Source organism: Mesorhizobium sp. RIZ17, from assembly GCF_051127865.1.
In the GTDB taxonomy this organism is placed as follows: Bacteria; Pseudomonadota; Alphaproteobacteria; order Rhizobiales; family Rhizobiaceae; genus Mesorhizobium; species Mesorhizobium humile.
The window spans coordinates 5,306,110-5,317,952 of sequence record NZ_CP147861.1; the positions used below are offsets into that span (position 1 = coordinate 5,306,110).

Consider the following 11,843-nt stretch of genomic DNA (forward strand, 5'->3'; position numbering starts at 1 on the left):
TATGCCTGTCATCACCGACTTGTCAGGGCGGCAACTCGCGCGAATCCCGGCAAGTGCTTGAAGCCGCCGCTATTTCGTTCCACATCGGGCGCAATGAACGGCAAGATGCGGGAATGGTTTCGGAATTGGCGGTGGGCCTTGGCCGCATCGCTATTCCTGCATGCCCTGATCGCAGCGTTCCTGTTCCTTGGCTCGACGAGACCCGAGCAACAGCCGGACCAGCAGGAACAGCCGGTCAACGTTGCGATCGTGCCGCCGCCCGAGCAGCCCAAGCCGAAGCCCGCTCCAAAGCCGCCGGAGCCGACGCCTGAAAAGAAGGCTGAAAAGCCGCCCGAGCAGGCCGTGCAAAAGCCACCGCCTCCGCAGCCGCCGAAACCGCAGGACATCCCGGTTCTGAAACGCGTTTTCCAGTATGGCGAGAAGGATACCGGCCCGGAGAAATCTCTTGACGGAGGCAGCGCTCCGGCCAATGCGCCGTCGCCAGCCCAGGACGAACCAGCGAAGCCGCCGGTCGCGCCGAAGCCTGCGCCCAACCAGCCCGCTCCTGCAACGCCTGAGCAGCAGGCGGATTCCAGCAAGGCTCAGGAGAAGCCGGCAACCGCCGCGCCGGACGAAAAACCCGCGCAAAGCGAGGAGAAGCAGGCGACCGAGGACACTGACAAGCCGCAGCCCGACAAACAACAGGCGGCGCCACAAACCACCGAAGAGCAGCCGGTCGTGCCACCGAAGCCGTTGACCGCCGAGACCGGTGACAAGCCCGCGCCTCAATCCTCAATCGAAAAGGCGAAGCCTAAACCTTCCAAGGCGATGAAGTTCAAATCCGCAAGGGCCTTGAGGGCGCCAAGCGGGAACCCGGGAAGGTCGAACTCCGCCGACAGCGAGGCTGCGGGATCGCCCATCTATTCCGGCCTGCCGGGCGTCAGAAAGCTTTACTCGCCGGGTGCAACCGGCAACGCGCTGGCCACGAGTTCGATGGAGAGCGTGCCGCGCGATCAGCGCGTTGCCAACCTTTGCGCCAACGTCCTGAACCAGGAATTGCAAAGCGCCGACTACTCGCCCAAATGGCTGCCGACCATTCCCCTGAAGCAAGGCAATGTTCTCAACCCTCCGCAAGCCGCCTTCAGCACGACAACGCAATGGTACGATCTGAGCTTCCGCTGCGAGGTCGACGCCGATGCGACGAGGGTCCTGTCCTTCAATTTCCGTGTAGGGGGAGTGGTCCCGCCCGGTGACTGGACTCGCCGCCGTTTCCCCAGCCTCCGCTAGAGCATGATCCCGAAAAGTGGGAACCGGTATTCGGAGAAGATCATGCTCCAACAAACATGATCCCGAAAAGTGGGAACCGGTTTTCGGAAAAGATCATGCTCCAACAAACATGATCCCGAAAAGTGGGAACCGGTTTTCGGAAAAGATCATGCTCCAACAAACATGACCCCGAAAAAGGAACCGGTTTTCGAAGAAGATCATGCTCTAACAAAGCGTTAGCTCAGGCCGGCACGCCAAGCCCTGCCAACTGCCGGCCGACTTCGTGCCAGTCGGCGCAGACGAAATCGGCGCCGGCAGCCTTCAGCCGTGCGCCATGCTCGGGATAGGTATGTCCGCCGCCGGTATAGCCGATCGCGATCATGCCGGCCGCCACCGCGCCCTGGATGCCGAAGGGCGAATCCTCGATGACGACACAGTCGGCCGGCTTTGCGCCCATCTTCTCGGCGGCATAGAGGAAGATGTCGGGCGCCGGCTTGCCGTTCTTCACCATCGAGGAGGAAAAGATCGCCTCGCCGAAGAAGCGCGACAGCCCGGTCACCGACAGGCTGTGGTTGATGCGTTCGACTGAGGATGACGAGGCGACGCAGCGGTCGCCGGCAAGCGCGCTGAGGAACGGCGCGATCCCCGGCGTCGGCTTCAGCTCCTCGGAAAACAGCAGCTTGGTCTCGGCCCAGATGTCGCCGTCGGCGGCGGGCGGAAACTGATGGCCGGTGAGTTCCTTGATTTTGACGATGATGTCGGACTGCTTCATGCCGATGCATTGGGCAATGATGCCGCCATGGACGCCCGGCATGCCGTGCTTCTCATAGACGCGCTCATAGGCCTTGGCGGCCAGCGGCTCGCTGTCGACGAGAACGCCGTCGCAATCGAAAATCATCAGTCTAGGTTGCGCCACGCGCTTCTCCCGGCTCCTGTGCCAATGCGCACATCGCTATCGATAAAAAGTCAGATGTTCAATAGCAGGGCGGCTAGGTCCCCAACGCTTCAAAGCTGGCGCAGCGCCTCGCTGACCGGCGTGGATCCAAGCGCGCGCTGCATGGCCTGGCGCGACTGCGCACGGTCGGGCGTGATCCAGTTGGGCTCGGCGCCGAGGAAGCGGTCGAGGAAGGCCACGGCATAGGCGGGCATTTCCGTGGCGTTCTCGCGGTAGGACCACCAGATGCGCAGGTCGTCGGCGCATTTGTCGATGCTGGGCGCCGTGCCGAATTCCTGCTCGTGCACGGCCAGGATCGCCGACACGCAGTAGTTGGTATAGAGGAAACCTTCCGGCCAGAAACGCACGATTTCCGCCGTGCCGGCATTGGCCTCCGTCTCGATCATGTCGGTGAGGCCGGAAATCTCGCGCGCCGGTGCCTGCCGGATCAGCTCGCGCAGCACCAGCCCGGCTGCGAAGACGATGAAGTCCGCGCGGTCTATCGCCGCGAATCGCTTCTGCGCTTCCATGACTTCGATCCAGTCGAGGAAGGCGCGTGTCAGCTTGGCCTCGTCGATCTCGAAACGCACGCCGAACGTTTCGGACACCACCTTCGCGCTGCTGCGGAAGGTGGCGCGAAACCAGCGCAGCTGCCGCAGCCGGTGACGAAGGTCCGGCATAAGCGCGAGTTCGTGCCTGAAAGGCAGATCCATGTCTCATATCCCGTTTGGCGACAGGCTAGCACAGGCGCTGCCGATGCCGAAATCGGCCAGCCGCCTGTGGAGCGTTATGGCGGCTAATATAATACATGTTGACATTCGAGGAAACAAATGTTCTCACTTTCGGGTCATCTCGCCTCCGTCCAATATGTGCCGGAGAAAGAGACTCGGGAGGAAACCGAAATGGCGATCTGGCAGTGGGCGCTGCTTCTGCTTTTTGTTGTCTGGGCGCTGCAATCGCTCGGTGTCTGGCTGCAGATGCGGCATTATTCGGACGTCTTCAAAGGTGTCACCGGAGAGTTCAAGGACGGCTTCGTCGGCGCGGGCAATTTCCGCGGACGGCTGGCCAAGGGCACGATTGCGCTCGTCGTCGTGACGCCGGATCTCATCGTGCGCCGCATGATGGTCATGAGCGGTCGTTCGGTGCTGACCAAGTTCAAGCGACATGAAGAATTCGAGGGCATCCCCCTCGATCGACTCCGGTCCAACCCTGCGATCATGGGGGAGGGGGAACCCGGTGTGGCCGAGGCCGTGAAACGGGCGATCGAGCAGATCGACCGCGCGCGGTCGGAGCCGGGGAAGAAGCCGGGCCTGTCCGGCTTGAACGTAGCAAGGGCTTAAACGACACCGGCGGCCGGCTGGGAATGACCGGCAGGGGTCATAAGGAGGAGAAATGTCTGTAATTTCGTTATTGGCGCAGCATGCCGACCTGGCGGTGCACAACTTGCATGTGGCAGGCACCATGGTCTCGGATGCTGCCTGGCACGGCAAGGTCGGCGTCGGGCATGCCACCGATCATCTCGTGGTCCTCGCGCAGGCGACGACCGACAGCGCGCCGGTCACCGCCGACCAGCTGAAGGAACAGCTGAAGAACGTGCAGCAGGAAGAGCAGCTCGGCTGGCTGACCGCGATCGGCAAGTATTTCATCGGCATCTTCCAGAAGGGCGGCGAGGTGTTCGCCGGCTTCGTCACCGGCATCATTCCGACGCTGGTGGTGCTGATGACCGCCTTCTATGCCGTCACCGAACTGGTCGGCGAAGAGCGCGTCCACGGCCTGGCGCGCGGCGCCGGCCGCATCGCCCTGACCCGCTATACCGTGCTGCCGGTCCTGTCGGTGTTCTTCCTCACCAACCCGATGGCTTACACCTTCGGCTCCTTCCTGGAAGAAAAGCACAAGCCTGCCTTCTACGACGCGGCAGTGTCCTATGTGCATCCGCCGCTCGGCCTGTTCCCGCACATCAATCCCGGCGAATATTTCGTGTGGGGCGGCATGCTGGTCGCGCTCCTCGACCTCGAGAAGCGGGGCGTCATCGCCAACGGCTATCACGTCAAGGTGGCCATCTGGTACGCCATCGTCGGCCTCGTCGTCATCCTGCTGAAGGGCATCCTGACCGAGCGCATCACGGCCATCATGGCACGCCGCCAGGGCGTCGAGCTCTAAGGGCGGGAGGACACCATGGCCAAGACATACAAGGCAGTAAAGATTTCGAAGGGGTCCACCGGTTGGGGCGGCCCACTGGTCATCGAACCGACCGAACAGCGCAGCAAGGTCGTGTCGGTAACCGGCGGCGGCATCCATCCGGTGGCGCAGCTCATCGCCGACATGACCGGCGCCGAGGCCGTCGACGGGTTCAAGGCGCCGCCGATCGAAAGCGAGATGGCGGTCGTCGTCGTCGACTGCGGCGGCACCGCGCGCTGCGGCGTCTATCCGCGCAAGCGTATCCCGACCGTCAACCTGACGCCGGTCGGCCAGGCGGGTCCGCTCGCCCAGTTCATCACGGAAGACATCTACGTTTCGGGCGTGAAGCCAGCCAATGTCACAATGGCGGACGGATCCGAAGCGGTCACCACTGCGGGGGGAGCAGCATCGATGAGTTCAAACAACAACACTGCATCCAGGGCGGCCGAGCCGCTGCCGAGCGAAGGCGGGCTTATCGGCCTGATCAGCTCGATCGGCCGCGTCATGGGCCGTGTCGTCGGCATCTTCTTCAATTCCGGCCGCCGCACCATCGATCAGGTCGTCCGCAACGTGCTGCCCTTCATGGCCTTCGTGACCATGCTGATCGGCCTCATCCTCTATACCGGCATCGGTGACGTGCTGGCACAACCGATGGGTCCGCTGGCCAACAACATCGTCGGCCTGCTGGTCATCTCGGCCATCTGTGGCCTGCCGTTCCTGTCGCCTATCCTGGGACCTGGCGCAGTCATCGCGCAGGTCATCGGCGTTGCCATCATCGGCCCGCAGATCGCCAACGGCACCATCTCGCCCGCAATGGCTCTGCCGGCGCTGTTTGCCTACAACACCCAGGTGGGCTGCGACTTCGTTCCCGTCGGTCTGGCGCTCGGTGAGGCCAAGCCGAAGACGATCGAAATCGGCGTGCCGGCGGTGCTCATCAGCCGCCAGATCATGGGCCCGATCTCCGTGCTGATCGCATGGGTCGTCTCCCTGATCGTGTTCTAAGCCATCAAAAGTATCGAGGTTCGCCATATGTCGGTTCTTCTCAAGACACGGGTCACAGCAATAGGACCCGAAGTGGCGGACCTCGCCGAGGGCGGCGTGGTCATCCTGTTCGCGGATGGCTCGCCTCCCGAGCTGGCCGAGGTTTCCGTGCTTCACCTGACAGAGCAGGAGCCTAGTGAAGACGCGCCGCAAAAGGGCGCATCGATCACCCTCGGACCAGTGTCAGCGACGATAACGGCGGTCGGCTCCACCGCATGGAGCAAGGTCCGCGAGATGGGCCATGTCGTGATCTCCTTCAACGGAGCGGCCGAGGCCGAAAGGCCGGGCGAGGTTTGCGCATCCGAAGTCGATACCGGAGCGCTTGTGGCCGCCCTTACACCGGGCGCTGTCATCACCATCGCCGCCTGATAATATCCGCGCTGTCTGTCGACGGCGCCCAAACCTAGAGTATTGCCATGGAACGCTCGACCATCGTCAGAGTGCACGAAGGTTTGCACGCCCGTCCCGCGACTCGGTTCGTGAAGCTCGCCAAGGCTTTCGAGTCCGATGTAGAGCTGGTCAAGGACGGCAAGGCGGTCAGCGCCAAGAGCTCGGTCAAGCTGATGCTATTGGCGGTCAAGGAGAACCAGGAAGTCACCGTGCGCGCCAATGGCGCCGACGCCATCGAAGCGATCGAGGCGCTGATAGGCTATCTGGAGAACCCGCGCGCCGGCCTCGACGATGAGGGCGACGCGGGCGAGGGTGGCCCGCAAGCAGCCGCGCCTGCGCCGGAGGCGACGCCCGTGGCAGCCGCGCCGACGGATGGAACACCCAAGCTCCAAGGTGTTGCCGCCAGCGAGGGCGTGGCGATCGGGCCGGCCTTTGCGCATTTTCCGCCGGAGATCGAGGGGCCGGGCAGGCGCCTGCAGGCCGACGAGATCGAAGGTGAGCTCCAGCGCTTCCGCGGCGCTGTCGCCAGCGTCCAGGCGCGCATGGACCGCACGCTAGCCGAGAACAATCTCTCCGCCGGCGACCGTGGCATTGTCGCGGCCCTGCGCGACATCGCCGCCGACGACAGCCTTACCGGCGAGGTCGAAAGGCTGATCCGTGGCGGTGACGACGCGGTCTCGGCGGTCATCGGCGCCGCGGCCACCATCGCCGCCGATTTCAGCGCGGTCGACGATCACTATCTCAACGCCCGGGCCGACGACGTCCATGCCGTCGGCCGGCAGATCTGCCTGGTGCTGCTCGGCCAGGACGAGGTCAGCCTGGAGACCATCCCGCAGGGCGCGATCCTGATCGCCGACGACATCGGCGCCTGGGATCTGGCGCGCGCGCCGCTGAAGCGCATCGGCGGCGTGATCTGCGGCCATGGCGGCGCCACCTCGCACATTGCCATCATCGCCCGCTCGCACGGCATCCCGGCGGTGCTGGGTCTCGGCGACAAGGTCAACGAGTTACGCACCGCCAAGGAAGTGGCGATCGACGGTAATGCCGGGCATGTGATCGTCGATCCGGACGAGGCCGCGCGGGCCGACTTCACCCGCCGCGTCGAGGCTGCGGCGCAGGAGCGCGCCGGCCTCAAAGTGTTCAAGGGCGTGACCCCGAAGCGCGCCGACGGCACGGTGATCGAGGTCGCGGCCAATATCGGCTCGCTGGAGGAGATCGAGGCGGCGCAGGAAGCCGGCGCCATGGGCGTCGGGCTGTTCCGCACCGAGCTGCTCTTCATGCGCCACATGCATCTGCCGTCCGAGGACATGCAGGCCGAGACCTACAGCGCCCTGGCCAAGGCGTTCGCGCCGCATTCCGTCATCGTGCGCACGCTCGACATCGGCGGCGACAAGCCGATCGCCGGCATCGAATTTCCCGACGAGGAAAATCCCTTCCTCGGCTGGCGCGGCATCCGCATGTGCCTCGACCGTCCCGACATTTTCAAAAAGCAGTTGCGGGCGCTGCTGCGCGCCGCGATCCATGGCAACATCAAGGTGATGCTGCCGATGGTTTCGGAAATCGCCGAAGTGACGCGCACGCGCGCGCTGGTCGATGAATGCGCGTCCGAATTGAAGGCCGAAGGCGTGCCGCATGCAAGTTTTGACCTCGGCGTGATGATCGAGACGCCAGCCGCCGTGCTGATCGCGCCGGCGTTGGCAAAAGAAGTGGCGTTCTTCTCGATCGGCACCAACGACCTCACCCAGTACATCATGGCCGCCGACCGCCTCAATCCGACGGTCGCCAAGCTCAATGACGTCACCAATCCTGCGGTGATGTCGGCGATCGAGCTGACGGCCAAGGCGGGTGTCGCCGCTGGCATCATGGTGGGCATGTGCGGCGAGGCCGCCGGCCGTCCGGACCTGATCCCGGCCTTCGTCGGGATGGGCCTGACCGAGCTCAGCATGAGCCCTGCCTCGATCCAGCGCGCCAAGAAAACCATCGCGGCCATGGTGGCCGAACGATAGCGGATTCCCTCGCGGCGGTTACGTCAGATGCGCAAGCAGGGTGGCGAGAACCGGTGTCAGTTCCTGGACGGCATTGGCCTGGGCGCAGGCCTGCCGGATGCGATCCTCCCGCACTTCGGCGGCCAGCACCGCGATCTCGAGAATGTCGGGCTCGGGCGCGCCGTCCGCCTTGGTCGCCAGTCCACAGGCAAGCACCACCGGCGCAAGGCATCTGATGTCGAGAGACCGATCGCCGGCGATCGCCGAACCTGCCCCGATCTCGCCAGGCTGGACCGGACGGTGGTTGAGGCATTCGACGAGCAGAGTCGCGCAAGCCGCGGCGACCTGATCCGTGGATACTGCGTCCGCCGTCGCGCCGGCCAGAAGATCCGCGTGACGCTTGCGCATCGCGGCGTGCACGGCCGAAAAGCTCGCCTCGTGAACGCGCGGATTGTCGATGCCGTAACCGGCGAGAACCGCGCGGGTCAGATAATACATGTCACGCCTGAACTGACGTTCGCCGCCGATCTGCCGGTCTTCATCGCCTTGCGGGAAATAAGCCCGCAGGCTTTTTACGGTCGTGCCGTCAACCTTGAGCGGCCGGGAATGCGGAACGAAGGATTCGGCGATCGTCAGCGCCTCGTCGACGGCGCTCGCGGCATGGCCAAGCAGGCTGCGGCCCGGAAAGGGCGGCAGATTACCGGCGATATCGCGCAACGGATCGCCGGCGCTGTCGTGGCGGTTCTGGCGGATCGCGTCGCGCAACTCCCGAAGCCGATCCTTCAGGTTGGCGCGGACATCTTCGGAAATTTGTCGCAGCATCGCCAATTGCCTCGAAATGCTGAAGCCGATCACGGCTTGGGGCGCCAGTCGCCCTCTCTAGATTGTTCGTCTCGATTGGTAGATCAATAGGCGATATTTAACCAGCATGCAGAATCGGCGAGGCAGCATCATCGCCGGACTTGGAGGGGAAATTGGGCAGGCGGCGGCAGGGCGAATCCGAAAACGGCAGGGCGGCGGCTGAGGCCTCCGAGCAGGTCGTCAGCGAAAGCCGGACCGACCGTCTCAGGATCCGCGCCGCCTGGATGTATTTCGTCGAGCAGATGACGCAAAACGAGATCGCCGACGTGCTCGGCGTCGGCCGCGTCACCATCGTGCGCATGCTGGCCGAGGCGAGGGCGCGCAACGAGGTGAAGATCACCATCGAGAGCGAGCTTTTGGAGATCGTGCGGCTGGAGCGGGCGCTGGAGAAGACCTTCGGGCTGCAGCAGGCGCTGGTCGCGCCGCTCACCGACCCCAACGCCGATCCGATCCCGGCAATCGCCGCCAAGACCGGCATGTTCCTGTCCGACGCGATGAAATCGGGCATGCGGGTCGGCGTCGGCTGGGGCGTGACGCTGTTCCATACCTTGCCCTTCATCAGCGCCAAATCGCTGGCCGATTTCAGCGTGATCTCGCTGCTTGGCGGCGTCGGCGTCGCGCGGCGGGTCAACCCGGCCGAGTTCGCCTGGCGCTTCGCCCAGATCTTCCAGGGTGACGGCTATCTGATGCCGACGCCGGCCGTCGTCGACAGCGTCGAGACCAAGATCGCGCTGGTCGAACGCTGCGGCCTGCAGGAGATCTTCGAGATGGCCGATGCACTCGATGCCGTCCTGCTGAGCGTCGGCGGCATCGCTTCGGCCACTACCTTCTCGCGCGGCGGCTTCCTCAAGGAAGCGGACCGCGAGGCCCTGCTGGCGCGCGGCGCCGTCGGCGACCTGCTGTTTCATTTCTACGACCGCAATGGCGATCTGGTCGACCATCCCGTCAACAGCCATGTGATGTCGGTCGATGTTGACCGCCTGCGCAAGGCGCCGATCCGCATCCTCACCTCCGGCGGCGCCGAGAAGACCGAGGCGCTGCTGGGCGCCATGAGCCTGATAGCGCCGACCATCCTGATCACCGACGAGGAAAGCGCGCGGCGCATGCTGGCCGGGCACGCAGGTTAGGCAGCGGGCATAAATTCGCCGCGCACGGTTCGTGATGCCTTCGCGGGGGATTTCAAGGATTTAATGGTCGGAGTGGCCGGATTCGAGCTTCATCCGGAGTCCGGATTCGTGACTCCTCGGTGGGAGGCCGCCTAAGGATTCCCGCTTGGGGCATTTTCGGGGCTTTAGACCCACCGGGGATCAGGCATAGGTTCCGCAAACTCGCCAGTCACTTGGGTTCGACGAAGGCATAGTGCCGGGTCGTTACCTCTCCCCTGTCGACACGCCGCGGATGAACGCCGTCGCACTCAAGTGGCTGACATGCGGCCCAATCTCATATCTCCCCGAAGTAGCGGGCGCGGGCATGATCGTCTGACGGAGCTTCGGGGCCTAAGCCCAATGCATCCGGAATGCGTGAGGAATCGCGGGCAAAGAGCGCGAAGGCGTGGTCGCGCCGCCGGTCAGCCGCATCTCCGCGTTCGAACAGTAGCGTGGTTTGCATCTCCTCCAATCGTCGCATCCTGCCGTAAAAATCATCGTGGTCGCTCGCGTATGCCTCCGCGGCCAATCGCCAATCGGAACTCTCCAGCAATCGGTCTCTCAGCAGCCGAACGTCCCGAAGCGTCCGCGACAGGCCCCTGCCCCAGGCGGGGTCGGTAGCAGCCGCCGCATCACCGATGAGGACGACGCCATCTCGATAAGGGCTGCCGACCCATCGATGCGAACCGTCGAAACTGGCGAATGGACCTGCCTGCCTTGCTCCGTCGAACCAATGGCTGGGTGCCCCCACCTCCTGAAGTTGCCGTATCATCTTCTCAACAGAATGGCGACCTGACAGGCGCTTCGGCAGGACATCTTTGTGGTAGACGAGATAGACGCGATTGCGCTTGGGCGCGATGCGCATCGCGATCACCATGCGCCCGCCCTTGGGGTCATAGAAGAGATTGACCGTGTTTGCCGGTGTCCGCGCCTCGTCGGCGAGGAACTCCGAATAGTTGATGTCACCCTCCATGATCATGCCCGCCGTGAACAGCTGGCACTCGTCGTGCCGCACCTCGAAGCCGAGAAGCGAGCGCAGCCGTGAATCTCGGCCGTCCGCTAGAACGACCAGGCGGGCAGAGAGTCCTCTGATGTCGTCGCCTATGTGGACCCGTGGCACCTCTCCAGAAGTCACACCAGACGCCAAATGTCCGCGCCTGACCTCGGCTCCGAGCGCCTCGGCTTGCTTCAAGAGAACCGCTTGCATTTCCGAATGGGGAAACGTCATGCAGCAGGTGGCAGCCGGGGTCGTCGCGCGCAGATCCCGAATCGCAGGTGGCGAGCCATTGGTAAATGTCGAAAAGTAGGCTGTCTCGATGGCGCAGTCCTTAAGAAGCAGATCGTAAATACCCAAGCCCTTCGCCTCGAGGCTGCCCCATGGCATGAGGACTTCGCCGCGAATGCGGTCCCTGAACTCCTCTTGCTGCTCGAGAATGAGGGTTCGGATGCCGCGGCCAGCAAGGGCGATGGCCAGCGACGAACCTGCAAGCCCGCCACCAACGACGATCAGATCGTAGTCAGCACCGCCGTTTGACAATAGAGTCCCGCTGGTTTTCCCGTGTGACGTGGCTCGCAGTCGATGAATATTTGTATTTTCTAATATAATGAGCTTACATCGGTCTTAAGTCAAATCCCGGGACTTGGTGCGGTGGCTGTTGCTGATTGGCACGGAGCCGCTTCATTGCCGGCGCCGTTGGTCGACCATCCCGTCAACAGCCATGTGATGTCGGTCGATGTTGACCGCCTGCGCAAGGCGCCGATCCGCATCCTCACCTCCGGCGGCGCCGAGAAGACCGAGGCGTTGCTCGGCGCCATGAACCTGATCGCGCCGACCATCCTGATCACCGACGAGGAAAGTGCGCGGCGCATGCTGGCCGCGCATGAGGCCTAGCCAGCGGGCATAAATTCGCCGCGCACGGTTCGTGATGCCTTCGCGGGGGATTTCAAGGATTTAATGGTCGGAGTGGCCGGATTCGAACCGACGACCCCTTGACCCCCAGTCAAGTGCGCTACCGGGCTGCGCTACACTCCGGACCGCGCAAAGCCCTATATTCTCAAAGGGTG

At 63.7% G+C, this 11,843-nt stretch carries 11 protein-coding genes, 1 tRNA gene and 1 pseudogene; 8 read left to right on the forward strand and 5 right to left on the reverse strand.

Annotation, left to right across the window (positions count from 1 at the left end; genetic code table 11):
- Positions 1–93: 93 nt before the first annotated feature.
- On the forward strand, positions 94–1,266 hold the full coding sequence (locus WDX12_RS25750) for a DUF930 domain-containing protein (protein ID WP_434722506.1): 1,173 nt from the start codon (positions 94–96) through the stop codon (positions 1,264–1,266).
- A 220-nt stretch (positions 1,267–1,486) separates the two neighbouring features.
- Here the strand turns inward: WDX12_RS25750 and WDX12_RS25755 are convergent, their stop codons facing one another.
- The gene (locus tag WDX12_RS25755; protein ID WP_434722507.1) at positions 1,487–2,161 is read right to left on the reverse strand and encodes an HAD family hydrolase; all 675 of its coding nucleotides are present in this window, start codon (positions 2,159–2,161) and stop codon (positions 1,487–1,489) included.
- A gap of 89 nt (positions 2,162–2,250) precedes the next feature.
- Positions 2,251–2,892, reverse strand: a complete 642-nt coding sequence (locus WDX12_RS25760; protein ID WP_320298074.1) for a hypothetical protein — start codon at positions 2,890–2,892, stop codon at positions 2,251–2,253.
- Between the two features lie 189 nt (positions 2,893–3,081).
- Here WDX12_RS25760 and WDX12_RS25765 point away from each other — a divergent pair, with 189 nt between their 5' ends.
- Genes WDX12_RS25765 through ptsP form a run of 5 tightly spaced genes read left to right on the forward strand, consistent with a single transcriptional unit; the run spans position 3,082 to position 7,794 of the window.
- Complete coding sequence (locus tag WDX12_RS25765) at positions 3,082–3,519, forward strand: transcriptional regulator GutM (RefSeq protein WP_320298073.1); 438 nt, start codon at positions 3,082–3,084, stop codon at positions 3,517–3,519.
- Between the two features lie 52 nt (positions 3,520–3,571).
- Positions 3,572–4,339, forward strand: coding sequence for a PTS glucitol/sorbitol transporter subunit IIC (srlA, locus tag WDX12_RS25770; protein ID WP_434722508.1), 768 nt, complete (start codon positions 3,572–3,574; stop codon positions 4,337–4,339).
- Between the two features lie 15 nt (positions 4,340–4,354).
- Positions 4,355–5,359, forward strand: coding sequence for a PTS glucitol/sorbitol transporter subunit IIB (srlE, locus tag WDX12_RS25775; protein WP_434722509.1), 1,005 nt, complete (start codon positions 4,355–4,357; stop codon positions 5,357–5,359).
- Between the two features lie 27 nt (positions 5,360–5,386).
- Positions 5,387–5,767, forward strand: a complete 381-nt coding sequence (locus WDX12_RS25780) for a PTS glucitol/sorbitol transporter subunit IIA (protein WP_434722510.1) — start codon at positions 5,387–5,389, stop codon at positions 5,765–5,767.
- A 47-nt stretch (positions 5,768–5,814) separates the two neighbouring features.
- Positions 5,815–7,794: a phosphoenolpyruvate--protein phosphotransferase gene (ptsP, locus tag WDX12_RS25785; protein ID WP_434722511.1), complete on the forward strand. Its 1,980-nt coding sequence runs from the start codon at positions 5,815–5,817 to the stop codon at positions 7,792–7,794.
- Between the two features lie 18 nt (positions 7,795–7,812).
- Here the strand turns inward: ptsP and WDX12_RS25790 are convergent, their stop codons facing one another.
- The gene (locus tag WDX12_RS25790; protein ID WP_434722512.1) at positions 7,813–8,595 is read right to left on the reverse strand and encodes a hypothetical protein; all 783 of its coding nucleotides are present in this window, start codon (positions 8,593–8,595) and stop codon (positions 7,813–7,815) included.
- A gap of 152 nt (positions 8,596–8,747) precedes the next feature.
- Here WDX12_RS25790 and WDX12_RS25795 point away from each other — a divergent pair, with 152 nt between their 5' ends.
- Positions 8,748–9,761 (forward strand): sugar-binding transcriptional regulator, encoded by a 1,014-nt coding sequence (locus WDX12_RS25795; RefSeq protein WP_434722513.1) that lies wholly within the window; start codon positions 8,748–8,750, stop codon positions 9,759–9,761.
- A 313-nt stretch (positions 9,762–10,074) separates the two neighbouring features.
- Here the strand turns inward: WDX12_RS25795 and WDX12_RS25800 are convergent, their stop codons facing one another.
- On the reverse strand, positions 10,075–11,316 hold the full coding sequence (locus WDX12_RS25800; RefSeq protein ID WP_434722514.1) for an FAD-dependent oxidoreductase: 1,242 nt from the start codon (positions 11,314–11,316) through the stop codon (positions 10,075–10,077).
- A gap of 156 nt (positions 11,317–11,472) precedes the next feature.
- Here WDX12_RS25800 and WDX12_RS25805 point away from each other — a divergent pair.
- A pseudogene (locus WDX12_RS25805) lies at positions 11,473–11,670 on the forward strand (sugar-binding domain-containing protein); the annotation flags it as partial.
- A 64-nt stretch (positions 11,671–11,734) separates the two neighbouring features.
- Here WDX12_RS25805 and WDX12_RS25810 read toward each other — a convergent pair.
- Positions 11,735–11,811, reverse strand: a tRNA-Pro gene (locus tag WDX12_RS25810).
- Between the last annotated feature and the right edge of the window lie 32 nt (positions 11,812–11,843).